This is a genomic window from Vibrio sp. L5-1 (assembly GCF_021728315.1).
GTDB classification, from domain to species: domain Bacteria; phylum Pseudomonadota; class Gammaproteobacteria; order Enterobacterales; family Vibrionaceae; genus Vibrio; species Vibrio splendidus_K.
This window is the reverse complement of the sequence record NZ_JAKKCQ010000003.1, coordinates 267,408-291,331: the sequence shown is the minus strand read 5'-3', so window position 1 is coordinate 291,331 and position 23,924 is coordinate 267,408. Positions and strand designations below refer to the sequence as shown.

Below are 23,924 nucleotides of genomic sequence, written 5' to 3'. Positions count from 1 at the left end.
GAACCGTATCAAACGGGTTCTAGACTTGTACGTGCAAGCAAGATACTGCGTGTACGTCATCGCCTTGAATAGTTGGCTTGGTTTGCGCGCAGGCCTCGGTTGCTTCAGGGCAACGAGTACGGAACACACAACCTGATGGTGGACTAATTGGTGATGGGAGATCACCCTCCAGCATCTGAATGGTTTTACTGCGCTCTAAGCGTGGGTCTGGAATCGGAACTGCAGACATCAATGCTTTGGTATATGGGTGTTTAGGATCTGAGAACAAGGCATCTGATTCACCTAGCTCAACAGCATTACCTAAGTACATCACCAATACACGGTCAGAAATGTGTTTCACAACCGACAAATCGTGCGCGATGAATACCAAAGACAAACCTAACTCTTTCTGTAGTTCCATAAGAAGGTTTACTACTTGAGCTTGGATAGATACATCCAGAGCAGAAACCGGCTCATCACAGATGATCATCTTAGGCTTCAAGATAAGTGCACGTGCGATACCGATACGTTGACACTGGCCACCAGAAAATTCATGTGGGTAACGGTTGATTACGTTAGGTAGTAGACCAACCTTTGCCATCATCTCTTTAACTCTGTCCTTCACTTCCTGTTTAGAAAGCTCTGGATAGAAAGTTTGTAGAGGCTCAGCAATGATGTCTCCAACTGACATACGCGGGTTAAGCGATGCTAGCGGGTCTTGGAAGATCATCTGAATCTCTTTACGAGTCTCACGACGCTTCACTTCCTGCATCTTAGTCAGGTCTTGACCTAACCACATAACCTCGCCTTCAGTTGCCTCAACTAAACCAATAATTGCGCGCGCAAATGTTGATTTACCACAGCCAGACTCACCTACTACACCCAGAGTCTCACCTTCATAAAGGTGAACATCCACACCATCAACCGCTTTAAGATTTGATGGTTTCGCCCAAGGCCAAGCAGACTTAGCCGCAATGCTAAAGTGAACCTTAAGGTTTTTAATATCTAATAGTAATTCTTTACTCATTTTGTCCAAGTCTCCCAATCAGAAAAACAAGCACGCTGGCGATCTTTCGCAAATGGCTGCAAAATCGGTGCTTCTTGCTTACAACGGTCCATTACACGGTGACAACGGTCTTGATAAGGACAACCGGTTGGTAGGCGAAGTAAGTTGGGCGGGTTACCTGGAATCGTCGGTAAAATTTCACCTTCGGTATCCAAACGAGGAATTGCTTTAAGCAGGCCTTCCGCATAAGGGTGGCTGGGCTCATAGAAGATTTCATCTACTGTACCGTATTCCATGGTACGGCCAGCGTACATCACTAGAACTTTGTCACAAGAACCGGCAACTACACCCAAGTCATGGGTGATCATGATGATTGCTGTATTGAACTCATCTTTAAGCTCGTTCAGCAATTCCATGATTTGCGCTTGAATGGTTACATCCAACGCCGTTGTTGGTTCATCAGCAATCAGTAGTTTTGGACGACATAGCAAAGCCATTGCAATCATCACACGTTGACGCATACCGCCAGAAAATTCGTGTGGATACATGGTAATACGTTTACGTGCCTCAGGGATTTTCACCGCTTCCAGCATGCGTACTGATTCTTCGAACGCTTCCGCTTTGCCCATGCCTTTATGCAGCATAAGCACTTCCATCAACTGATCACATACTTTCATGTAAGGATTCAGTGACGTCATTGGATCTTGGAAGATCATCGCGATCTGTTCAGCGCGAACTTTGTTCAGTGCTTTCTCAGGTAGATTGAGAATCTCATTACCTTCAAACTTTGCACTACCTGAGATGATACCGTTCTTAGCCAGCAGTCCCATCAGTGCAAATACCGTTTGAGATTTACCCGAACCCGACTCACCAACAATACCCAGCGTTTCGCCTTGGTTGAGTGAGAAGTTCAGGTCGTTTACTGCGGTTACCGTACCATCTTGCGTGGTAAATTCGACGCGCAGATCTTTGACATCTAATAAGCTCATTATTGCTTCCTTAATCTTTTATAGCTTTTAATTGCTATTTCTTTATCTGTCTTTTGGATCAAGCGCGTCGCGCAGACCATCACCTACGTAGTTAAAGCAGAACAGCGTAACTACCATGAATGCCGCTGGGAATGCCAGTTGCCAAATAGCAACTTCCATTGTTTGCGAGCCTTCTTGTAACAGCGCGCCCCAACTTGTCATAGGCTCTTGAACACCAAGACCAAGGAAAGATAAGAATGATTCAGTAAGGATCATGCTTGGAATAAGTAGTGTTGAGTAAACCGCAACAATACCCAATACGTTCGGTACGATATGACGTGTAATGATTTTCCATTTACTGACACCACATACGTGAGCAGCCTCAATGAACTCTTTACTACGTAAACTCAACGTTTGGCCACGTACAATACGCGCCATATCGAGCCAAGCAATCGCACCGATAGCAACGAAGATAAGTACGATATTACGACCAAAGAATGTCACCAGTACGATCACGAGGAACATGAAAGGAACCGCGTATAAGATCTCAAGGATACGCATCATCACTCGGTCAGTACGACCGCCAATGAAACCTGAAGCCGCACCGTAAAGCGTACCTATCAGTACGGCTACGAATGCGCCCATCACACCAACCATAAGAGAAATACGGCCACCAATCATCGTACGAACATATAGGTCACGACCTAAACTGTCGGTACCAAACCAGTGATCAGCACTTGGGCCTACGTGCATTGCGTACCAGTCAGTATCATCGTAAGCATGCTGTGCCAACATAGGTAAGAAGATTACCGATAGCACCATAACAATTAGAATGAACAGACTGATCATTGCGGCTTTGTTGCGCATAAAACGAATACGCGCATCCTGCCACAAGCTACGACCTTCAATTTCCAAACTCTCAGAGAATTTTTCGATCGCTTCTAAGTTTTCTTTTTTCTTCAACATAACCATGCGTCCCTGCTAGTAGCGAATTTTCGGGTCAATAAGCGCTAGTAAAATATCAACGATTGCGTTGAACAAGATGAATAGGAAACCAATCAAAATGGTTACACCCATTACTAACGAATAATCACGGTTAAACGCGGCATTAACAAACAGCTTACCAATACCCGGTAGGCCGAAGATGGTTTCAACAACAACTGAACCTGTAATGATACCTACAAACGCAGGCCCCATGTATGAAACAACAGGTAGCATTGCTGGCTTAAGCGCATGTTTAAGAACGATATAACGGTAACTTAGACCTTTAGCTCGAGCTGTACGGATAAAGTTACTGTTTAGGGTTTCAATCATGCTACCGCGAGTGATACGAGCAAAGGTTGCTACGTATAAAAGAGACATCGCGATAACGGGTAGGACGATGTACATGTACGTACCACCGTGCCAACCACCTGCTGGAAATATATGCCAGTGTAGAGAGAATAGGTAGATAAGCGCTGGAGCCAACACGAAGGATGGCATCACCACCCCGAGCATGGCGGTCGACATTATAGTGTAGTCGATCCAGGTGTTGTGCTTCAAGGCGGCAATGGTTCCGACCGTTACCCCCATCAATAATGTGAAGATAAAGGCAACAAAACCTACCTTCGCAGATACTGGAAGCGCAACCGCGATCAGCTCATTTACTGTGTAATCTTGGTATTTAAAAGATGGACCAAAGTCACCCTGAAGGATGTTGGTCAAGTACGTGGTGTACTGTTCAAATACAGGTTTATCTAAGCCGTATTTAGCTTCGATGTTAGCCATAACTTCTGGCGGTAATGGACGTTCGCTTGAAAACGGGTTACCCGGAGCGAAACGCATGAGAAAGAAAGATATAGTGATCAACACCAACATGGTTGGAATCGCTTCAAATATCCTTTTCATAATGAATTTAAGCATAAACTCACTCTTTCAGTCTGTGACAATTAAAATTAGAAAGACGCTACATGCGCGCTCTGCGCATGTAGTGTCTGTATCGTTATAGTTATATTAACTTTTTAGAATCGAAGCTTATTATTGAGCTTTGATGTATAAGTCTTTCGAGAAGATCTTATCTTCCGCGTTGTTGATAGGGAAACCACCAACGTGCGGATTTAGTAGACGTGATTTCACGTATTGGTAGATAGGTGCGATAGGCATGTCTTTAGCCATTAACGCCTCAGCTTCTAGGTAAAGTGCTTCACGCTCTTCTGCTGATGTAGAGTTAAGTGCTTTATCAATGATTTGGTCGTACTCAGCACTATCGTAGTGAACACCACCGGTAGTGTTGTTACTCTTCATTAGCGTTAGGAATGACGACGCTTCGTTGTAGTCACCACACCAACCAGCACGTGCTACTTCGAAATCACCTGAATCTTTAGAAGATAGGTAAGTTTTCCACTCTTGGTTTTCAAGCGTTACTTTAAGACCTAGAGTTTTCTTCCACATAGAACCCAGCGCTACAGCAATCTTCTTATGGTTTTCAGAAGTGTTGTAAAGTAGGTTGAAGTTAAGTGGATTGTCTTTACCGTAACCCGCTTCTTCAAGAAGACGAGCAGCTTCTTCATTACGTTCTTTTTGAGACATCTTGCCGTAAGCAGGAAGTTCAGGGTTAAAGCCAGCTGTGATTTCAGGCGTTAGGAAGTAAGCTGGTTTTTGACCTTGTGCTAGGATTGCGTCACTTACGATATTACGGTCAATTGCGTAAGAGATAGCCTTACGTACACGAACATCATCAAATGGTGCTTTCTTAGTGTTAAAGATGTAGTAGTAAGTACATAGGTTACCCGCTACAGATACATCTTCCGCATACTCTTTCTTAAGGCGCTTGAAGTGCTCAGTTGGAAGTTCATTTGTAAAGTCGATTTCACCAGATAGGAAACGGTTCATTTCCGCAACTTGGTTTTCGATTGGTAGGAACGTTACTTTATTAAGAACAGTTTTATCATTGTTCCAGTATTGATCGTTACGCTTTAGTACTAGGCGTTCATTAACAACCCATTTATCGACAGAAAACGCACCGTTACCTACAAAGTTACCCGGCTTAGTCCATTGGTCACCGAATTTTTCAACAGTCGCCTGATGTACTGGCTTCATTGTTGTGTGGCCCATCATCATTACGAAATATGGTACCGCTGTATCTAGTTCAACAACAAGCGTGTTTGCATCTACAGCTTTAACACCTAGCTCACTCTTGTCTTTCTTACCCGCTACGATGTCTTTCGCATTCACCATCTTGGTATATTCCATGTACCAAGCATATGGAGAAGCAGTGGCAGGATCGACTGCACGTTGCCAGCTGTAAACGAAATCTCCAGCTGTTACAGGATCGCCGTTAGACCATTTTGCATCTTTACGTAGGTGGAAAGTGAATGTTTTGTTGTCCGTCGTTTCCCAGCTTTCGGCTACACCTGGGATTGTATTACCTTCGCCATCTTGGTTCACTAGACCTTCTAGAAGATCACGAATTACGTGAGATTCTGGTACACCTTGAGATTTGTGTGGGTCGATAGTCGCAACTTCAGTACCGTTACCGCGAACAAGTTCCTGAACTTTTGCTAGTTCTGTGCCTGCTGGAACTTCAGCAGCGATAGAAAGAGTAGAAGTGGCAGCCACTGCCAAACCAGCACCTAGAAGAAGGGCCTGAGTGATTTTATTCTTGTACATTTAATAAACTCCAAGTTTTACGTATTGCATCCATGACTTCTTTGCTAAGTTCACTGAACGGCAGTGATTTAGATTTATTTAGCTCAAAATTTAAGCATAAAAATCTAAAACCTTACAAAGATTGAGGCACACACTATCAACCATTGAAGTAATTTGCCATAAACAAGTCGCAAAAAATCGGATAATTCTCCGAATTACTCAAGGTCACAGTGTAAATCTCTAATAAAAACCTAATGAATAGTGAATTACACATAGGGATTTATTAAAAAACAGCCTTTAGTGTTGATGTATCTGAATTGATACTTTTATTTAGCATCTTATGCTAGAACACTGTCGGCAAATTAACATTAATGCCACATGAAATCTAATTGCACATCACATATCCCCTAAATAGACTGCACTATTTGTGAGGATTATCACTTTATACAAAACAGCATAAAGCACTGCACCAAAACAGATTTGGAAATGCACCAAGACAGACAAAATCACGCTCCGAATTTATATGCAACATGAATGACTAGCTATTTATTAATACACCGATTATTTATAAATGACTTTGTAGCACGTACAAAAAAGCCGACCTTAATAGTCGGCTTTTTACTGTCTCAATCAACAGAACGAATTTTTGAAGCAATATCATATCGCGAGAATTATTTCTCCCAACGCTCCGCAGCTTTAGTATCTGAATCGCGAGAGTCAACCCAGCGAGCTGTTTCAGTCGTACGTTCTTTTTTCCAAAACGGCGCTTTGGTTTTCAGAAAGTCCATAACAAACTCACACGCTTCAAAAGCAGCGCCACGGTGTGCACTGGATACACCAACGTAAACAATCTGGTCACCGATATCTAGGTCACCCACGCGGTGAATCACTCGCATCTTCTGGATAGGCCAGCGCGCTTCAGCTTGATCACAGATCTCACTCAGAGACTTCTCTGTCATACCCGGATAATGCTCTAGAGACAAACCTATCACATTGTCACCAAGGTTCATGTCGCGAACTTTACCAACAAACGTCACAACCGCTCCCGCAGCCGTACCTTGAGCTAGATAATCGTATTCGCCACCCACAGAAAAGTCTTCAGCAGTAACCAATACTCTTGGATCAATAACTCGAGAGTCATTCATGGTTAACCTCCAGTAACTGGTGGGAAGAAAGCCACTTCATCGCCGTCTTTCACTTCAGTCGTCAAAGGTACGATTGATTGGTTGAGTGCTGCCAGCAGCTTGCCCTCTTCCAATGCGATATCCCATTTGCCTTCTTTTGTTACAAGGTGGCTGCGAATCGCTTCAATAGTATTGTATTGCGCATCGATCTCTAGGCTATCAACACCGACAAGTTCACGAGTTTGTGCAAAGAAAAGTACCGTAATCATGATTCCACCTTGAAGTGACCTGATTTACCACCTGTCTTCTCTAACAGGCGTACGTTCTCGATAACAATGTCTTTCTGAACAGCTTTACACATATCGTAAATCGTTAGCGCGGCAACAGAAGCGGCCGTTAACGCTTCCATTTCTACGCCTGTCTTACCAGCAAGCTTACATACAGATTCGATTCGAACCTTGTTTTCAGACTCGATAGCCTCAAGCTGAATTTCAACCTTAGTCAGTAGCAAAGGGTGACACAGTGGAATCAAGTCCCACGTCTTCTTCGCTGCTTGGATACCAGCAATACGTGCCGTTGCGAAAACATCACCTTTATGGTGGCTGCCAGAAACAATCAGCTCTAGCGTTTCTGCTGACATTTGAACAAAAGCTTCTGCTCTCGCTTCACGTACTGTCTCTGCTTTAGCCGATACATCGACCATGTTTGCTTCGCCAGACGCGTTAATGTGTGTAAATTGGCTCATACTCAAACCACCTTATACAGAAAGATGTGGCATGAAGTTACAAGGACGGTGGCTAGCATCCATCTGTTGCTTGATGATCTTAGTCCAACCGGTGCGGCATGCGCCTGTAGAGCCAGGCATCGCAAAGATAACCGTGTGGTTAGCAAAACCCGCAATCGCACGAGATTGAATCGTCGATGTACCAATCTCTTCGTAAGACACTTGGCGGAAAAGCTCACCAAAGCCTTCAACTTCTTTGTCGAAGAGTGGCTTAAGTGCTTCAGGTGTACTGTCACGAGATGTAAAGCCTGTACCGCCAGTGATCATGATCGCTTGTACGCTGTCATCAGCAATCCACTGAGATACGATAGCGCGGATCTTATACATGTCATCGATAACGATTTGCTTATCAACCACATTGTGGCCAGCTTCTTTAGCATGCTCCGCTAGGTAACCACCTGACGTATCGTTTTCTTCTGTACGAGTATCTGAAACGGTTAGTACTGCAATGTTTGCTGCTTGAAATTTGCTTTCTGCGTGACCCATTTGTTCACCTATTTAAAATTTTTCAATTATTAGGGCGTGTTGACCTTTCGTGATTAAATTTTGTTCGAGATAAAAGCGTTTTAATCGCGGCGAGGGGGAAGTAGCCTAGTCATTCTAAGCAAATCTCCCTCAACAAAGAGTAAAACGCTTTTAGCCGAACCCTTCGGGCAGCGTTTGCTGGTCATTTCTACTACGTTATCGGCTTCTCATGTAGGCTAGCTACACATCAAAGCCTCTGCCTTGTAGAAATACCCAGCAACTCGCTGCAAAAATCAGCTCGAAAGAGCAACACGCCCTAGACTTATTCGCCCAGCTTAAAGAAGCTGAGCGATAAAATGCTTTAGAGTATATAGCGAGTTAACCGCCGATTGACGCCAAGTTTGGAGTCATGCCGCTGTTGCCATCGTGTAAGAAATGGCTAACGGACTTGGTTTGAAGCTGAGCCTGAATTCGATCAATGAGCTCTTGCTCTTGTTGATCTTCTTGAATCAGATCTCTCAGTTCAACACCATGGTCGCCAAACAGACATAAGTGAAGTTTACCGGTCGCAGAAACACGCAGTCGGTTACAACTCTCACAGAAGTCTTTCTCGTAAGGCATGATCAAACCAATTTCACCCTTGTAGTCTGGGTGGACAAACACTTGTGCTGGGCCATCGTTAACAGCTTTGACTTTTAACAGCCAACCGTTAGCAATAAGCTGATTGCGAATCGCAACGCCAGATACATGATGTTTATCGAACAACTCGTCCATCTCGCCGGTTTTCATCAGCTCGATAAAACGTAATTGAATAGGTTTGTCTTTGATCCAATTAAGGAAGGCTGGTAATTCCTGACTGTTGAGGTCTTTCATTAATACGACGTTGACTTTGACTTGTTCAAAGCCAACCTCAAACGCTTTATCAATGCCTCGCATAACCTCTGTAAACTTATTCTCACCAGTGATCTGATGGAACATGCGCGAATCTAAGCTATCCACGCTCACGTTTATATGGGTTAAACCAGCATCACGCCAGTGCCCTACTTGTTTCTCCATGCGGTAGCCATTCGTTGTCGTGGCTACTTTTTCGATGCCTGGAGTAGAAGCAACAGTATGTATGATTTCAGGAAAGTCTTTACGCAGGCTCGGCTCTCCGCCAGTAATGCGGATCTTAGAGGTACCACAATCTGCAAACGCTTTAACAATACGTTTGATCTCGGGAACACTTAAAAAAGACGAGTTTTTTTGCCCTGACGGTTTATAACCATCTGGCAAGCAGTAAGTACATTTAAAGTTACAGACGTCTGTAACCGACAAGCGCAAGTAATAAAACTTGCGATGGAATCTATCTTCGAATTGTTGCGCCACGGAACACCTTTCCAAACACGGGAGGCATAATCATTTCCAATTAAGCCCTTGTGACAACATGTCACTGGCTCTTGATGCGTATCGGTACAGCAAATACCACTGTGCGACTTAGCATGCGAGAGCTCGGAGTTATGGCAACTGCACGTTATATTCACACGCGCAGTAGCTGAGTAATAAAATACTTAATATTTGTACGTGAATCTAGCTCTGATGACAAAAAACGGGTCACATCGGCAAAAAAAACGTATCAAACCCTCAAAATAACTCTTGTTGAGTATCTGACGAGAAGCATTTAACCTAAATTATAGTTGGTAATAATCTAACAAGAACAAAAAATGAATATTTACGCTTCAAAGAAAGTCGTAGCAATCGGTGGGGGCCATGGCTTAGGTCGCATGCTAGCTGCATTAAAAGACTTTGGTAACAACGCAACTGGCATTGTTGCGACCACAGATAACGGTGGTTCCACCGGAAGAATTCGAGACTGCCAAGGTGGTATTGCTTGGGGAGATACTCGTAACTGTATCAACCAATTAATCACAGAACCTTCGATCAGTTCGATGATGTTTGAATATCGCTTTCGCGGTCAAGGTGAACTCGATGGTCACAACTTAGGGAACCTAATGCTAACGGCGCTAGATAACCTTTCCGTTCGCCCATTGGAAGCAATTAACCTAATTCGAAATATGCTCAAGGTCGATGTCAATATCGTCCCGATGACCGAACACCCTTCAGACCTCACGGCCCTCTCAATGGATGGTCGTTGGGTAACCGGTGAAACCAACGTAGATGATATGACAGAAAAGCTGCGCATGATGGACTTATCACCGGAAGTACCCGCCACCAAAGAAGCCGTTCTAGCCGTTGAGCAAGCGGATTGTATTGTCCTGGGTCCAGGAAGCTTCCTAACCAGTGTTATGCCTCCGCTGCTACTTCCTGAAATAGGAAAAGCCATCGCTGAGAACACCAAAGCTAAAGTGATTTTTGTTGAAAACCTGTCGCCGGAACACGGCCCAGCAGGAAAGATGACGCTTCAAGAACAATTAGAATGGTGTGAGCGCACCTGTAAAGCGAGAAAAATCGATGTCGTGCTGGGTAATGCGCCCCACCCTGAACTTGAAGGACTATGGAACTGTGTAACCACTGATCTTGCCTCTCCTAATCGAGATTGGCGACACGACCGTTTAAAACTCCAACAAGCGATTAGAGATCAGTTGGTTTAATTTGGCTGCCTGAATCTAATTTCCAGCCTCCAAACAATACAAAACAAAACAAAAAAGGAGCATCATGCTCCTTTTTTAGTCTCTTTAATAACTAGCCGCTTTAGAGATCCGTCATCAACTGCTGATATTCAGTGTACGTTGATAACAGGAGCTCTTGCATATCTTGGAAATCAATCTCGGTTACAGGCAATGCTTGCTTCACTTTTGCGTCTAAGCTAATCGCAAAACTACACAAAGAATCGGCGCCAAAACTCGCAGCGCTACTCTTAAGTGCATGGCTTATATCAGCCAAGTACTTAGATGTATCCGATGCTTTATTTATCTCTAGATGTTCGTAGTAGCCTTTCAACTCACCTAAGAAGATTTCCAGCAAAACTGGTACATTCTCTTGCCCTATTTCACCGGCAAGTTCATCAACTTTTTGCTGATTTAATACTTTCGTCATTATGATTTTCTTATTGTTTGGTGATTACTGCTTCGCATTCCACGTTTGCAACTTACGGTATATCGTCGATGGACTGACATCTAAGAAACCGGCCGCGCGGGGAATGTTGCCGTCACACGCTTTTATGGCCTGTTCGATAGCCGTCTTCTCAGTGATCCACAATGGGAAAATATCTTTTACCGTGATGTCTTCGTTCTGCTTCTCTTTCAAGCGCAGGCTGTTTTCAATCGGTTGGTTCAATGGTGGTGGAAGCATATTGAGAGTAATCTCTTTGCCGTTATTCAATACCACCACGTTCCGTAATACGTTTTGTAACTGACGAACGTTACCCGGCCACTCATATTGATTAAAGCGATCAAGCACTTCCTGAGCAAAACGCACAAACGCCTTACCTTCCTCAACCGACATGTAGCCTAGTAACGAGTACGCAATCTCGATGACATCTTCACCGCGCTCGCGCAATGGCGGCAGGTGCAATGGAATCACGTATAAACGATAGTATAAATCTTCTCTAAAGCGACCTTCTTGTACTTCTTTCCAAGGGTCACGGTTGGTTGCACATACGAAACGAACATCGACACTCTTCATCTTCGAAGAGCCAACTTTTTGAAAAGTACCGGTTTGGATAAAGCGCAGCAGCTTAGTTTGCAGCTCTAAGTCCATCTCGCACAATTCATCAAGGAACAGTGTTCCGCCATCAGCGAGTTCAGCGGCACCTTGACGATCAGTTGCAGCACCGGTAAAGGCGCCTTTAACGTGACCAAACAGCTCACTTTCAATCAGATCTTTAGGGATAGCCGCACAGTTAATCGCGATGAAAGGCTTGTCACCACGCTTGCTCGCCGCATGAATAGCTTCTGCACATACCTCTTTACCCGTACCACTCTCACCCGTGATGAAAATACTGGCTTTACTCGATGCTGCAGAGTCGATAGTTCGGTAAACCTGCTGCATGGTTTGGCTACTGCCAATGAAACCTTGATAGTTTTGATTTCCCGGATGCTCCGAGCTGTTCTTAAGTTTGGTGGCTTTGCGGATCGCGTTGTTCACCGTAATACGGAGCCGGTCGGCTTCACAAGGTTTGATAAGGAAATCTTGAGAACCATGACGCATAGCTTCTACGGCTGTATCGATAGAGCCGTGAGCCGTCATGAAGATAACCGGAACTTCAGGGTATTTTTGTTTTACAGCAAATAGCACGTCCATACCGGTCATGTCAGGCAGACGTAGATCTAATAAAATAAGGTCTGGGATTCGATGATTCAAACTCTCGATTGCATCGCGGCCAGTGCCGACAATGTTGATATCAATTTCGAGCGGTGTAAGATACGAGCGATATAAAGCTGCTACCGAAGCGGTATCCTCGACCATCAACAAATACTTCGATTTGTTATCTAGCGTTTTTGATTGCATATCCTAGCCATTTATAATTTGCATTTCTTATTATAGTCGCATTCCGCTTTGCATTATGCAAATTAGCCACAATATTTGTAGTGTGTTTTTTTACTTACTTCAAACAATCAATGTTTTATCTATCTGGCACGAACGATGCAACGGTATGAATGACCTTCGGGTCACCTAGCCAACTGACGTTGTTAGTGGACCGAGTGTTCACAAACGTAAGCCAGTAGAACATTTACTACTGGCTGTTTTTTTGTCTGAAACACTCTCAATTCTTGTGTTGAGGGGAATACTTCTCGAGTGAAAAGTGAGATTAACTGTTGGTAATAAACTGCTTTCTTAACTGCTCAATTTCATCACGCTTCTGTGCGGCCAATTCAAATTCCAGATTCTGAGCATGCTGATACATCGCAGCTTCTAGCTTGCTGATCTCTTTATCAAGCTGTTGCGGCGTAAGTACTGCATAACTTTCAGAAGGCTCTGCCACCTTAGATAGTGGAACTTGTTTCGATTGGCGCTGCTGCTTCGACTTGGTTAGATCACCCAGTTCCATAATGTCTTTGATATTGCGTTTCAACGCTTGCGGCGTGATGCCTTGCTCTTCGTTGTAAGCCTGCTGTTTCTCTCTACGACGATCGGTTTCATCAATCGCTTTTCTCATCGACTTAGTAATCGAATCACCATAAAGGATCGCTCTACCTTCCAAGTTACGCGCAGCACGACCAATGGTTTGGATCAGAGAACGCTCAGAACGCAAGAAGCCCTCTTTGTCTGCATCAAGAATCGCCACCAGCGACACTTCAGGCATATCCAAACCTTCACGAAGTAAGTTAATACCCACTAACACGTCGAACTCGCCCAAACGTAGGTCTCGAATAATCTCTACACGCTCAACGGTATCGATATCCGAGTGCAAATAACGAACCTTAACACCATGCTCACTAAGGTATTCGGTTAAGTCTTCTGCCATTCGTTTAGTCAACGTAGTGACCAATACGCGCTCTTCTTTAACTGAACGGATTCTGATTTCAGATAACAAGTCATCCACCTGAGTCGCGACAGGTCTTACTTCGATGATTGGGTCTAACAGACCAGTAGGACGCACCACTTGATCAGCAATTTCACCATCTGATTTATCAATCTCATAATTACCCGGCGTGGCCGACACAAAAATGGTTTGTGGCGCGATCGATTCGAACTCTTCAAATTTCATCGGACGGTTATCCAACGCAGAAGGCAACCTAAAGCCAAACTCAACTAAAGTTTCTTTACGAGAGCGGTCACCTTTATACATGGCGCCAATTTGCGGCACAGTTACATGTGACTCATCGATGATCAGCAAACCATCATCAGGCAGGTAATCAAATAACGTTGGAGGCGCTTCCCCTTCCGCACGGCCGCTCAAGTATCGTGAATAGTTTTCGATACCGGAACAGAAACCCAACTCCGTCATCATCTCGATATCAAACTGAGTTCTTTGAGAAATACGCTGTTCTTCGAGAAGCTTGTTGTTGTCTTTTAAATATTGAGCCCTATCGCGCAACTCATCCTTAATCTTCTCAATCGCCTCAAGGATCTTCTCTCTTGGGGTTACATAGTGAGTTTTTGGATAAACTGTAAAACGCGGTAAGTCTCTTTGTTTCACCGCACCAGTCAGAGGATCAAAAATACTAATGCAGTCCACTTCGTCATCGAACATTTCAATTCGAACCGCATCTTGGTCAGATTCTGCTGGGAAGATATCAATCACCTCTCCACGAACACGGAACTGCCCACGTTCAAATGCGACATCGTTTCTTGAATATTGCAGCTCAGCCAAGCGGCGTAGGATGTCTCGCTGATCCATCACCTCACCACGACTCAAATGAAGCATCATCTTCAAATAAGACTTAGGATCACCAAGACCGTAGATAGCCGATACAGACGCAACAATAATGGCATCTTTTCTTTCTAACAAAGCTTTGGTAGCTGAAAGTCTCATTTGCTCAATATGAGCATTTATCGACGCATCTTTCTCGATAAAGGTATCCGTGGTTGGAACGTAGGCTTCCGGTTGGTAATAATCGTAGTAAGAAACGAAGTACTCAACGGAGTTATTCGGAAAGAAAGATTTCATCTCGCCATAAAGTTGAGCTGCCAACGTTTTGTTAGGCGCTAACAAGATTGCTGGTCTTTGAGATTGAGAAATGACGTTGGCAAGAGTAAAGGTTTTACCAGAGCCCGTTACCCCTAATAGAGTTTGATGTGCCAAACCAGAATCTAATCCATCTAGTAATCTGGTTATCGCTGTCGGCTGGTCACCGGACGGGCTATAGTCCGATACCAAGTCAAAGAGTTTACTCATAGGTCGCCATTTCCATACTGTGTATTTAATCAGGTCATTGTCACTCTAGGAGCTATGTCGTTGCAACTATTATCTAGAGAAATGCTTCTTAAGATTAGATATCAGTGATAGCTTTTACTTTTAGAAATTGGTATTATCCGTGCCCTTGCAAGATCTCTTCAGCTAAATCACTTAATTTTTCATCCACTACTTTTCCCCAAAAAATCTAAAAATAGCACTTGTTTTACTGTATGTTTTATAATCGTCAAAAGTTATACAATCGTGATATTTTGATACAAATCTTTTAAATACATTACCTTACCTCAGATTTTTATATTCTCAGATTTATCCTAATTATTGTTGTTAAAGTTTCACGCACACACTTATCCACAATTTTGGTGGATAACTAAAGAAAGGCTAAATCCGGTAAGGCGTCCAAGAAAGTAAAGTTTTTTATATTATTTTTTTCTGCTATTTTTTATTGACAGAAATTCGGACTATTATTAGAATTCGCGTCGCTAACAAGCAATTCCCCTTTAGTTCAGTTGGTAGAACGGCGGACTGTTAATCCGTATGTCGCAAGTTCAAGTCTTGCAAGGGGAGCCAAATTCAGAAAAAAGCTCAATCGAAAGATTGGGCTTTTTTCGTATATAACTGCGACTAACTTGTTCCAAGTTAATGTCACAAACCTAGCCGCCCGCGTTCAAGTCTCGACAAGGGGGCCAAATTTAAAGAAGCCGCATCACTTGATGCGGCTTTTTGCGTTTTAGCGGTTTGGGAACGTATTCGACTCGCAGCTTTCCTTCTCTTTTTGATAGTTCTGAGCACAAAAAGCCACAAATATGACCCTATTTGTAGGAAGTAAATCGAGTTCAATTCAAGAATGATCTTATGAAAGATCCAGTTTGACTACTCCTATAAACTGTCTCACGAAGTAAAAATTGGCCGTCTATACTTACGGTAACTTTAATAATCAATCGATTACCTGATGTTTTTTTCACCAAGTGTCTAAATCCCTAGTGATCCTTGGTTGTTATTAGGTAAGCAAAGCAGGATAATATCGGGATCGGAATCTCAAGAATTAATCCATTATGACCGAATACCTTTTGTTGTTGGTTGGCACAGTGCTGGTCAATAACTTTGTGCTAGTGAAGTTTTTAGGGCTATGTCCTTTCATGGGAGTCTCCAAGAAACTGGAGACTGCGATTGGCATGGGCCTCGCGACGACTTTCGTTCTGACGTTAGCGTCGGTATCTGCATACCTAGTAGAAACCTACATCCTTACCCCTCTGGGTATTGAATACCTGCGTACCATGAGCTTCATCTTGGTTATCGCGGTGGTTGTTCAATTTACGGAAATGGTCGTTCACAAAACCAGCCCTACCCTTTATCGTTTATTGGGTATCTTCCTGCCTCTTATCACCACCAACTGCGCTGTATTAGGTGTGGCACTTCTGAACATCAATGAAAACCACAACTTCATTCAGTCAATCATCTATGGTTTCGGCGCTGCGGTTGGTTTCTCGCTTGTATTGATCCTATTTGCTGCAATGCGTGAGCGTATTGCGGTTGCTGATGTTCCAATGCCATTCAAAGGCGCATCGATTGCGATGATCACAGCAGGCCTAATGTCTCTGGCATTTATGGGCTTTACTGGGTTGGTGAAATAAACATGAGCACCATCTTAATTGCAATCATTGCACTCGCCGTTTTAGCCGCCGTTTTTGGCGCTATCTTAGGCTTTGCTTCTATCCGCTTTAAAGTGGAAGCCGATCCGATCGTTGATCAAATCGACACCATATTGCCGCAAACTCAGTGTGGTCAGTGTGGCTACCCAGGTTGTCGTCCATACGCAGAGGCGATCGCTAACGGAGACAAGATCAACAAATGTCCTCCGGGCGGCCAAGCTACGATTGAGAAGCTTGCAGATTTAATGGGCGTAGAAGTTGAAGACTCCGCTCATGATTTAGATAACAAAGTAAAAACCGTTGCCTTCATTCATGAAGATATGTGTATTGGCTGTACCAAGTGTATTCAAGCCTGCCCTGTTGACGCCATTGTTGGTGGTACCAAGGCGCTGCACACCGTCATCAAAGATGAATGTACAGGTTGTGATCTATGTGTCGCACCGTGCCCTACTGACTGTATCGAAATGATTCCAGTGGCAACAACGACTGAAAATTGGAAATGGCAGATGAACATCATTCCTATTACTGATATCACTAACCAAGCAACTGATGCGACCGCGTCAGAGCCTAAGGCATAGGGTTAGTATGATCTCTTTAATTGAACAAATTCGCACGGGCTCTATTTGGAACTTCCCGGGCGGTGTGCACCCTGCTGAAAACAAGAAACAGTCGAATACTACTGATATCGTGCATGCAAGGCTTCCTGAAGAAATCGTTCTTCCAGTGAAACAGCACATCGGTAAGCCTGGTAACTTGTTGGTTGCTGTCGGTGATGCCGTACTAAAAGGTCAACAACTGACGGCCTTAGAGACTGGCTTCACTTTGCCAGTACATGCACCAACATCGGGTGTGATTACCGCTATTGAACCACGAACCACCGCTCACCCTTCAGGCTTGAGTGATGTGTGCGTGGTTATTAAACCTGATGGCCTAGACTCTTGGGTTACAAAACACCCGGTTGAAGATTTTTCTACAAAGACATCCGACGAACTGCTTGATGTGATTCGCCAAGCTGGTATTTCAGGTATGGGTGGCGCAGGCTTCCCTACGGCTAAGAAGCTTCAATCAGGTCTAGGTCGTACCGACATTTTGATCGTCAATGCTGCTGAGTGTGAACCTTACATCACCTCAGATGACAAGTTGCTGCAAGAGCATGCCGAAGAAGTATTGAAAGGCATCGAAGTGGTTGAACACATCCTTCAACCAAAGCTGACGGTTATCGGCATTGAAGACAACAAACCAGATGCGATAAAAGCACTGGAGATTGCTGCGAAAGACAAAGATATCGTCATTCGTGTTATCCCAACCAAATACCCTTCTGGTGGTGAGAAGCAACTTATCAAGATCCTCACCAACAAAGAGGTTCCAGCTGGCGGCATTCCTGCAGACATTGGTGTTTTGGTTCAGAACGTCGGCTCTCTTTACTCGATTAAGCGAGCGGTAATTGACGGCGAACCCGTGGTTAACCGCGTGGTGACTTTAACCGGTAAAACCTTTAAGCAACCTCGTAACGTTTGGGCGCTATTAGGCACACCAGTACATGAGTTACTTGAAGAGTTTGGCTACAAAGCAGATAAAAAACTGCCGCGTTTAATTTTGGGCGGCCCGATGATGGGCTTTACCTTGCCGCATGCCAATGTACCAATCACCAAAACGTCGAACTGTATTTTAGCGCCAACGCGTCGTGAGATCTCACCAAGCACTTACGAAATGGAATGTATTCGTTGCAGCGCATGTGCTGAAGCTTGTCCTGCATCTCTACTTCCTCAACAACTGCAATGGCATGCGAAAGCCAACGAGTTGGATAAGTGTGAAGAGCTGAATATTAAAGACTGTATTGAATGTGGTGCTTGTGCGTTTGTCTGCCCAAGTGAAATCCCTCTTGTTCAGTACTATCGCCAAGCGAAAGCCGAAATCAAAACAAGAAAAGATGAAGCGACAGCTGCAGAGCGCGCCAAGATTCGTTTCGAAGAGAAAAACGCTCGTATGGAGCGTGACAAAGCAGAACGTGAAAACCGCTTCAAGAAAGCTGCTGACAACCGTCGTAAAGATATGAAATCAGCCGATGGTGATGATGCGATTGCAGCTGCGATTGCTCGCGTTAAAGCTCAAAAAACAACAGTAGACCAAACACCTAATTCAGAACCAGCAGTGAAACCTGCGGTAGCCGCTGCGATTGCTAAGGCAAAAGCGAAACAAGCTGCAGCTCAAAAAGCAAACGACGCCGGACCTGATAACTCTGAAATGTCTAAGTTACGAGAAGAGCGTAAGAGACAAGCTAGAGAACGTAAGGCACAACAAGCTGCAACGGATAATCCAGCAGAGAACTCTGGTGATACTAAGAAAGATGCTGTCGCTGCGGCTATTGCTCGCGCTAAAGCAAAGAAAGCTCAACAAGCGGAATCAGCGTCTGAAGCTTCAGCTGAAAGTACTGGCGATGCCAAGAAAGATGCTGTCGCTGCGGCTATTGCTCGCGCTAAAGCCAAGAAAGCACAACAAACAGAATCAGCTTCTGAGGTTCCGGTTGAAAAATCAGGTGACTCTAAGAAAGACGCAATCGCTGCCGCTATTGCTCGCGCTAAAGCCAAAAAAGCACAACAAGCTGAATCAGCTACTCAAACCGAAAGTGAAGCTCCGGTTAAAAGTTCTGGCGATGCTAAGAAAGATGCTGTCGCTGCGGCCATTGCTCGTGCTAAAGCCAAGAAAGCACAGCAAGCTAAGCAAGACCAAACAGCAGAAACTCCTGAGCCAGTGATTGAAGTTGAAGCTGAAATTCAATCAGAGCCCGTCGATCCTAAAAAAGCTGCCGTTGCCGCTGCAATAGCTCGCGCTAAAGCGAAGAAAGCACAGCAAGCTAAGCAGGTCGAAGCAGAAGCAACCGCTCCTGAAGCTGTAGTTGAAATTGAAGTGGAAGTGGAAGTGGAAGCTGAGATTCGATCAGAACCAGTCGATCCTAAAAAAGCAGCTGTTGCTGCCGCAATTGCTCGTGCTAAAGCAAGAAAGGCGCAGCAAGAGCAAGACAAAAAGAATAATGAGGAGAAAGAGTAGTGGCCTTCTTTATCGCCAGCTCACCGCACGCACACAATCGTAGAAGCACCCCAGATCTCATGAAATGGGTAGCTATTTGTGCATTGCCAGGTCTACTAGCTCAAACCTACTTCTTTGGATGGGGTACGCTCATCCAGTTAGTATTTGCTATTGCACTTGCTGTTACCTTTGAAGCCGCTGTAATGCTGCTAAGAAAACGTCCGCCAGTGATGGCATTACGTGATTACAGCGCTGTTGTGACCGCTTGGCTACTCAGTGTCGCGATTCCGCCACACTCTCCGTGGTGGATTCTCGTGATAGGTATGTTCTTCGCGATTGTCATCGCAAAACACCTTTATGGCGGCCTTGGGCAAAACCCATTTAATCCAGCGATGGTCGCTTACGTTGTTTTGCTGATCTCATTTCCAGTTCAGATGACCAGCTGGAATGCACCAGCCAGCTTAACGGCTGAAGCAACGAGTTTTGTGGACTCCTTCTTGATGATCTTTACTGGTTTCAATAATGAAGGTTTATCTCTACAGCAAGCTCGTTTAGGTATTGATGGCACCACGATGGCAACGCCACTCGATGCCTTCAAAACCGCATTAACGGCAGGTAACACAGCTTCTGAAGCTCTGTCTCAACCGCAATTTAGCTGGTTAGCTGGCGTGGGTTGGGAATGGGTAAACCTTGCTTACCTTGTTGGTGGCCTAGTGTTGATTAAGCAACGTGTGATTCAATGGCATATTCCGGTAGCTTTCATCGGCAGCCTTGCGCTGTTTAGCCTGGTATTCTTAATCTTAACTCCAGGTGAAACCGCTTCGCCAACCATTCACCTATTGTCTGGCGCAACCATGCTTGGTGCATTCTTCATTGCAACCGATCCGGTTTCAGCCTCGACGACAGTGAAAGGTCGCTTGGTATTTGGCGCTCTGATTGGCGGGTTAGTCTTTATTATCCGCAGTTGGGGTGGCTTCCCTGATGGTGTGGCGTTTGCTGTATTGTTAGCCAACATGTGTGTTCCACTGATTGACTACTACACCAAACCTCGTACATACGGCCACTAAGGAAGCAGATACTATGCTAAATGCAATTAAGAAAAACGGTCTTGTACTTGCGATTTTTGCCTGCGCTTCGACAGGTTTGGTGGCCGTTACTCACTACCTGACCAAAGATCAGATCAAACAGCAAGAACAGGCTCAGTTACTGTCTGTGCTTAACCAAGTGATCCCGCACGATCTTCATGACAACGAGCTGTTTTCAGCTTGTACTTTGGTGGAAGCTGAGGAGCTTGGAACAGAACAAGCAATGCCGGCTTATATTGCTACACTCAACGGTGAACCTAGCGCGATTGCGATCGAAGCCATTGCTCCTGATGGCTACAATGGTGCAATAAAAGTAATTGTTGGGATGAAAATTGACGGTACCATTTTGGGTACACGTGTGCTTTCCCACAGGGAAACTCCGGGGTTAGGCGATAAGATTGACCTTCGAGTGAGTAATTGGATACTCTCTTTTGCAGGTAAACAAGTAACCGAGTCGAATATTGACCGTTGGAAGGTTCGTAAAGATGGTGGTGATTTCGACCAGTTTACCGGCGCAACCATCACACCAAGAGCTGTCGTTAAGTCCGTCAAACAGGCGGTTCAATACGTTAACCAAAATAACCAAGCATTGCTTGCTCAACCTCTAAATTGTGGTGGTGAATAATGAGTGACCATAAAACACTGATCAAAAATGGCATGTGGGCCAATAACCCTGCCCTAGTGCAACTTCTTGGGTTATGTCCGCTGTTGGCTGTCTCTTCAACTGTGACTAACGCTCTTGGATTAGGTATCGCTACCTTGCTTGTATTGGTCGGGTCGAACGTGTCTGTTTCTCTGGTTCGCAACCATGTGCCAAAAGAAGTGCGTATTCCAGTATTCGTGATGATCATTGCGTCACTGGTAACCTGTGTTCAACTACTGATGAATGCCTACGCATACGGGCTTTACCTATCTTTGGGTATTTTCATCCCACTGATCGTAACCAACTGTATCATCATTGGCCGAGCGGAAGCCTTCGCTTCTAAAAACGAAGTTTTACCTGCTGCTCAAGATGGTTTCTGGATGGGCCTTGGCATGACATCGGTACTGGTTGTATTGGGTGCGATGCGTGAGGTTATTGGTAACGGAACCCTATTTGATGGCGCAGACCTACTCCTTGGTGATTGGGCTTCGGTGTTACGAATCCAGATATTCCAATTTGATAACAGCTTCTTGTTAGCCCTGCTTCCACCAGGTGCCTTTATTGGTGTTGGTTTCTTGATTGCTTTGAAAAACATCATCGACAACCAAGCTAAAGCTAGACAGCCCAAACAAGAAAAACCAGCTATTGAACGCGCTCGCGTTACCAATGCCTGATAAGTTACAGTTGCTTAAACCCTGCTGAGTAGCTCAACCGCTCAGCAGGTAAATAGATTAACCAAGTACACATAATAATGACGCTCATAAGAGCGCGTGACCGATGATAAAGCCTGAACCATTGCGGAACTTGTTATTTTAAAACGAGTAAGTTTGAAAGAACTTCGCCGGAACTCAAGCCCTAACTATTTGAAAGTAATGTCGCTATGAACAATGTAAAACGAGTAGAAATACTTGAGCGTTTAAGAGAAAACAATCCAAAGCCAGAAACTGAGCTTAACTGGAACAGCCCTTTCGAGTTGCTGATCGCCGTGCTCTTATCTGCGCAGGCAACCGATGTCAGCGTCAACAAAGCCACTGATAAGCTTTACCCTATGGCTAATACTCCACAGGCTATTTTCGACCTAGGTGTCGACGGCCTGAAAGAGTACATCAAGACCATCGGCCTGTTTAATTCGAAAGCAGAAAACACCATCAAAACGTGTCGTATGCTGCTTGACCTACATAATGGTGAAGTACCGGAAGATCGCGCTGCATTAGAAGCCCTTCCAGGTGTAGGCCGCAAAACAGCAAACGTAGTGTTAAATACTGCATTCGGTTGGCCAACCATTGCCGTTGATACTCACATCTACCGTGTATCAAACCGAACTAAGCTAGCGATGGGTAAAACTGTCGACGATGTCGAAGCAAAGCTGCTCAAAGTCATTCCAAAAGAATTCAAACTGGATGTCCACCATTGGCTCATTCTTCATGGACGTTACACCTGTGTCGCGCGTAAACCACGCTGTGGCAGCTGTATCATTGAAGACCTGTGTGAGTTCAAAGAGAAAACGGACGTCTAGGCTCATAAGCTGTTAGCCCTAAGCGAAAGAAGCTAACAGGCCTATTGGCCAAAAGCGCCGCGTTTATCTAGCGGCATAAAACAGAATTACAAAAACGTATACATAATTAAAGCTAGGAGCAAATCATGTCAAACGGTCGTATTTTACACACCATGCTACGCGTGGGTGATCTAGACAAGTCTATCGAGTTCTACACCAATGTAATGGGCATGCAGCTATTACGTAAGAACGAAAACAAAGAGTACGAATACACGCTGGCTTTCGTTGGCTTTGGAGACGAATCTCAAGGCGCTGTGATTGAGCTGACTTACAACTGGGGTACGACTGAATATGACCTTGGCTCAGCTTTTGGTCACGTTGCTATCGGTGTTGATGACATCTACACAACGTGTGATGCAATTAAAGCAGCAGGCGGTAACGTAACGCGTGAAGCTGGCCCTGTTAAAGGCGGCTCTACACACATTGCGTTCGTTAAAGATCCTGATGGCTACATGATTGAGCTGATTCAGAACAAACAAGCAAGCGCAGGTCTGGAAGGTTAATTCCTCAATCTCTTTGCGAAGTTGGGCTTGAACGCCTGATGAAATGAAAAAGGAAGCGAGCACTGTGCTCGCTTCTTTTTTATGTTTCCACGCATGAACAATACCCTTCACCAATTATTATTAACAATCTCACCAATGAAACTTTACATGATAATGATTATCATTTAAATTAACCACCTATTGATTAGTGAGGTAATACAATGATTAGCGAATGGGAAAAACACACGTTACTTGCCGATACTGCATTGCAGCTCGACGATCCTGTACGAAGTATTCTTCACTATCAGCAAGCACTGAACTTGAGCGAAGAAATCACTGAGCGTACCGATATTCAGGCTGACGAACGCCTACTGATCTCAGTGATCTCTTGTCACAATCTTGCGCAATTCTGGCGATGGGCTGGTGATACCGAATACGAGCTCAAGTATCTTCAATTGGCTTCAGAAAAAGTGCTGACACTGATCCCGCAGTGCCCTAACACTCAATGTTCCAGCTTTATCGATTCTATTGGTTGCTGTAAGAAAGCGCTGATCGATTTCATGAAACGCCATCCCAATCCTAAAATTGCTTCTATGGTAGAAAAGATCGATACCGCGACCAACTGTGAAATGATCGCTCGTTTCCGCTTGAACTAAACGAGTTACGTTTAGACAATAGCTCCAAATTTTAAAGACAAAAAAGCCCGTCATTACGACGGGCTATCTGATTTC

The 23,924-nt window shown here is 44.5% G+C and carries 23 protein-coding genes, 1 tRNA gene and 1 riboswitch; of the genes, 11 read left to right on the top strand and 13 right to left on the bottom strand.

Translation table 11 applies throughout. From position 1 onward, the window contains the following. Positions 1-19: 19 nt before the first annotated feature. The 10 genes from oppF to moaA form a co-directional block, all read right to left on the bottom strand. The gene (gene oppF, locus L3V35_RS13780) at positions 20-1,006 is read right to left on the bottom strand and encodes a murein tripeptide/oligopeptide ABC transporter ATP binding protein OppF (RefSeq protein WP_237300070.1); all 987 of its coding nucleotides are present in this window, start codon (positions 1,004-1,006) and stop codon (positions 20-22) included. Continuing rightward, positions 1,003-1,974, bottom strand: coding sequence for an ABC transporter ATP-binding protein (locus L3V35_RS13775; protein ID WP_017107310.1), 972 nt, complete (start codon positions 1,972-1,974; stop codon positions 1,003-1,005). Before L3V35_RS13775 ends, oppF begins: the two co-directional genes overlap by 4 nt. A gap of 42 nt (positions 1,975-2,016) precedes the next feature. Beyond that, complete coding sequence (gene oppC, locus L3V35_RS13770; RefSeq protein WP_054547243.1) at positions 2,017-2,919, bottom strand: oligopeptide ABC transporter permease OppC; 903 nt, start codon at positions 2,917-2,919, stop codon at positions 2,017-2,019. A gap of 15 nt (positions 2,920-2,934) precedes the next feature. Continuing rightward, positions 2,935-3,855, bottom strand: coding sequence for an oligopeptide ABC transporter permease OppB (gene oppB, locus L3V35_RS13765; RefSeq protein WP_004734022.1), 921 nt, complete (start codon positions 3,853-3,855; stop codon positions 2,935-2,937). A 114-nt stretch (positions 3,856-3,969) separates the two neighbouring features. Beyond that, positions 3,970-5,601 carry an ABC transporter substrate-binding protein gene (locus L3V35_RS13760; protein WP_054547242.1) on the bottom strand — a complete coding sequence of 544 codons (1,632 nt, stop codon included), beginning with the start codon at positions 5,599-5,601 and terminating at the stop codon, positions 3,970-3,972. Positions 5,602-6,251: 650 nt separating this feature from the next. Then, positions 6,252-6,725: a molybdopterin synthase catalytic subunit MoaE gene (gene moaE / locus L3V35_RS13755; RefSeq protein WP_237300068.1), complete on the bottom strand. Its 474-nt coding sequence runs from the start codon at positions 6,723-6,725 to the stop codon at positions 6,252-6,254. Between the two features lie 2 nt (positions 6,726-6,727). Continuing rightward, the gene (gene moaD / locus L3V35_RS13750; RefSeq protein WP_017107315.1) at positions 6,728-6,973 is read right to left on the bottom strand and encodes a molybdopterin synthase sulfur carrier subunit; all 246 of its coding nucleotides are present in this window, start codon (positions 6,971-6,973) and stop codon (positions 6,728-6,730) included. Then, positions 6,970-7,449 (bottom strand): cyclic pyranopterin monophosphate synthase MoaC, encoded by a 480-nt coding sequence (gene moaC, locus L3V35_RS13745; RefSeq protein WP_237300067.1) that lies wholly within the window; start codon positions 7,447-7,449, stop codon positions 6,970-6,972. The genes moaD and moaC overlap by 4 nt, the downstream gene beginning before the upstream one ends. 12 nt (positions 7,450-7,461) lie before the next feature. Beyond that, complete coding sequence (gene moaB, locus L3V35_RS13740) at positions 7,462-7,974, bottom strand: molybdenum cofactor biosynthesis protein B (protein ID WP_010437177.1); 513 nt, start codon at positions 7,972-7,974, stop codon at positions 7,462-7,464. Between the two features lie 357 nt (positions 7,975-8,331). Beyond that, positions 8,332-9,321 (bottom strand): GTP 3',8-cyclase MoaA, encoded by a 990-nt coding sequence (moaA, locus tag L3V35_RS13735; protein ID WP_237300065.1) that lies wholly within the window; start codon positions 9,319-9,321, stop codon positions 8,332-8,334. After that, positions 9,310-9,462, bottom strand: a riboswitch (molybdenum cofactor riboswitch). It overlaps the preceding gene by 12 nt. A gap of 194 nt (positions 9,463-9,656) precedes the next feature. Between moaA and L3V35_RS13730 the strand changes: the two genes are divergently transcribed. Beyond that, entirely contained in the window at positions 9,657-10,544 is an 888-nt protein-coding gene (locus L3V35_RS13730; protein ID WP_237300063.1) for a YvcK family protein, read from the top strand. A 100-nt stretch (positions 10,545-10,644) separates the two neighbouring features. Here the strand turns inward: L3V35_RS13730 and luxU are convergent, their stop codons facing one another. The 3 genes from luxU to uvrB all read right to left on the bottom strand — a co-directional run bounded on the left by luxU (position 10,645) and on the right by uvrB (position 14,734). Further along, positions 10,645-10,989, bottom strand: coding sequence for a quorum-sensing phosphorelay protein LuxU (gene luxU, locus L3V35_RS13725; protein WP_017063462.1), 345 nt, complete (start codon positions 10,987-10,989; stop codon positions 10,645-10,647). Between the two features lie 24 nt (positions 10,990-11,013). Beyond that, complete coding sequence (gene luxO / locus L3V35_RS13720; RefSeq protein ID WP_004734031.1) at positions 11,014-12,402, bottom strand: quorum-sensing sigma-54 dependent transcriptional regulator LuxO; 1,389 nt, start codon at positions 12,400-12,402, stop codon at positions 11,014-11,016. A 301-nt stretch (positions 12,403-12,703) separates the two neighbouring features. Next, positions 12,704-14,734, bottom strand: a complete 2,031-nt coding sequence (uvrB, locus tag L3V35_RS13715) for an excinuclease ABC subunit UvrB (protein ID WP_065204945.1) — start codon at positions 14,732-14,734, stop codon at positions 12,704-12,706. A 509-nt stretch (positions 14,735-15,243) separates the two neighbouring features. Here uvrB and L3V35_RS13710 point away from each other — a divergent pair. From L3V35_RS13710 to L3V35_RS13665, 10 genes are all read left to right on the top strand, one after another. Beyond that, a tRNA-Asn gene (locus tag L3V35_RS13710) sits at positions 15,244-15,319 on the top strand. A gap of 485 nt (positions 15,320-15,804) precedes the next feature. Beyond that, positions 15,805-16,383: an electron transport complex subunit RsxA gene (rsxA, locus tag L3V35_RS13705; RefSeq protein ID WP_004734039.1), complete on the top strand. Its 579-nt coding sequence runs from the start codon at positions 15,805-15,807 to the stop codon at positions 16,381-16,383. A gap of 2 nt (positions 16,384-16,385) precedes the next feature. Continuing rightward, positions 16,386-16,979: an electron transport complex subunit RsxB gene (gene rsxB / locus L3V35_RS13700; RefSeq protein WP_102394337.1), complete on the top strand. Its 594-nt coding sequence runs from the start codon at positions 16,386-16,388 to the stop codon at positions 16,977-16,979. 7 nt (positions 16,980-16,986) lie between these two features. Next, a complete protein-coding gene (gene rsxC / locus L3V35_RS13695; protein ID WP_237300061.1) occupies positions 16,987-19,449 on the top strand; it encodes an electron transport complex subunit RsxC in 2,463 nt (820 codons plus the stop codon). Continuing rightward, positions 19,449-20,495 (top strand): electron transport complex subunit RsxD, encoded by a 1,047-nt coding sequence (gene rsxD, locus L3V35_RS13690; protein ID WP_060982282.1) that lies wholly within the window; start codon positions 19,449-19,451, stop codon positions 20,493-20,495. Before rsxC ends, rsxD begins: the two co-directional genes overlap by 1 nt. Positions 20,496-20,508: 13 nt before the next feature. Further along, entirely contained in the window at positions 20,509-21,138 is a 630-nt protein-coding gene (gene rsxG / locus L3V35_RS13685) for an electron transport complex subunit RsxG (RefSeq protein ID WP_237300059.1), read from the top strand. After that, complete coding sequence (locus L3V35_RS13680; protein ID WP_004734044.1) at positions 21,138-21,830, top strand: electron transport complex subunit E; 693 nt, start codon at positions 21,138-21,140, stop codon at positions 21,828-21,830. Before rsxG ends, L3V35_RS13680 begins: the two co-directional genes overlap by 1 nt. A gap of 206 nt (positions 21,831-22,036) precedes the next feature. Next, positions 22,037-22,672 carry an endonuclease III gene (nth, locus tag L3V35_RS13675; RefSeq protein ID WP_004734045.1) on the top strand — a complete coding sequence of 212 codons (636 nt, stop codon included), beginning with the start codon at positions 22,037-22,039 and terminating at the stop codon, positions 22,670-22,672. Between the two features lie 125 nt (positions 22,673-22,797). After that, positions 22,798-23,214 carry a lactoylglutathione lyase gene (gene gloA, locus L3V35_RS13670; protein WP_004734046.1) on the top strand — a complete coding sequence of 139 codons (417 nt, stop codon included), beginning with the start codon at positions 22,798-22,800 and terminating at the stop codon, positions 23,212-23,214. 200 nt (positions 23,215-23,414) lie between these two features. Beyond that, positions 23,415-23,849: a DUF2753 domain-containing protein gene (locus tag L3V35_RS13665; protein WP_004734047.1), complete on the top strand. Its 435-nt coding sequence runs from the start codon at positions 23,415-23,417 to the stop codon at positions 23,847-23,849. Positions 23,850-23,924 lie beyond the last annotated feature (75 nt).

What these genes read in the sequence shown, in the direction of transcription:
- luxO (WP_004734031.1), bottom strand. Translation starts at nt 12,402, where the DNA reads ATGCAATCAAAAACGCTAGATAACAAATCGAAGTATTTGTTGATGGTC.
- oppB (WP_004734022.1), bottom strand. Translation starts at nt 3,855, where the DNA reads ATGCTTAAATTCATTATGAAAAGGATATTTGAAGCGATTCCAACCATG.
- nth (WP_004734045.1), top strand. Translation starts at nt 22,037, where the DNA reads ATGAACAATGTAAAACGAGTAGAAATACTTGAGCGTTTAAGAGAAAAC.
- L3V35_RS13680 (WP_004734044.1), top strand. Translation starts at nt 21,138, where the DNA reads ATGAGTGACCATAAAACACTGATCAAAAATGGCATGTGGGCCAATAAC.
- rsxG (WP_237300059.1), top strand. Translation starts at nt 20,509, where the DNA reads ATGCTAAATGCAATTAAGAAAAACGGTCTTGTACTTGCGATTTTTGCC.
- oppC (WP_054547243.1), bottom strand. Translation starts at nt 2,919, where the DNA reads ATGTTGAAGAAAAAAGAAAACTTAGAAGCGATCGAAAAATTCTCTGAG.
- oppF (WP_237300070.1), bottom strand. Translation starts at nt 1,006, where the DNA reads ATGAGTAAAGAATTACTATTAGATATTAAAAACCTTAAGGTTCACTTT.
- moaE (WP_237300068.1), bottom strand. Translation starts at nt 6,725, where the DNA reads ATGAATGACTCTCGAGTTATTGATCCAAGAGTATTGGTTACTGCTGAA.
- luxU (WP_017063462.1), bottom strand. Translation starts at nt 10,989, where the DNA reads ATGACGAAAGTATTAAATCAGCAAAAAGTTGATGAACTTGCCGGTGAA.
- uvrB (WP_065204945.1), bottom strand. Translation starts at nt 14,734, where the DNA reads ATGAGTAAACTCTTTGACTTGGTATCGGACTATAGCCCGTCCGGTGAC.
- L3V35_RS13760 (WP_054547242.1), bottom strand. Translation starts at nt 5,601, where the DNA reads ATGTACAAGAATAAAATCACTCAGGCCCTTCTTCTAGGTGCTGGTTTG.
- L3V35_RS13665 (WP_004734047.1), top strand. Translation starts at nt 23,415, where the DNA reads ATGATTAGCGAATGGGAAAAACACACGTTACTTGCCGATACTGCATTG.
- gloA (WP_004734046.1), top strand. Translation starts at nt 22,798, where the DNA reads ATGTCAAACGGTCGTATTTTACACACCATGCTACGCGTGGGTGATCTA.
- rsxC (WP_237300061.1), top strand. Translation starts at nt 16,987, where the DNA reads ATGATCTCTTTAATTGAACAAATTCGCACGGGCTCTATTTGGAACTTC.
- moaD (WP_017107315.1), bottom strand. Translation starts at nt 6,973, where the DNA reads ATGATTACGGTACTTTTCTTTGCACAAACTCGTGAACTTGTCGGTGTT.
- moaB (WP_010437177.1), bottom strand. Translation starts at nt 7,974, where the DNA reads ATGGGTCACGCAGAAAGCAAATTTCAAGCAGCAAACATTGCAGTACTA.
- L3V35_RS13730 (WP_237300063.1), top strand. Translation starts at nt 9,657, where the DNA reads ATGAATATTTACGCTTCAAAGAAAGTCGTAGCAATCGGTGGGGGCCAT.
- rsxA (WP_004734039.1), top strand. Translation starts at nt 15,805, where the DNA reads ATGACCGAATACCTTTTGTTGTTGGTTGGCACAGTGCTGGTCAATAAC.
- rsxB (WP_102394337.1), top strand. Translation starts at nt 16,386, where the DNA reads ATGAGCACCATCTTAATTGCAATCATTGCACTCGCCGTTTTAGCCGCC.
- L3V35_RS13775 (WP_017107310.1), bottom strand. Translation starts at nt 1,974, where the DNA reads ATGAGCTTATTAGATGTCAAAGATCTGCGCGTCGAATTTACCACGCAA.
- moaC (WP_237300067.1), bottom strand. Translation starts at nt 7,449, where the DNA reads ATGAGCCAATTTACACACATTAACGCGTCTGGCGAAGCAAACATGGTC.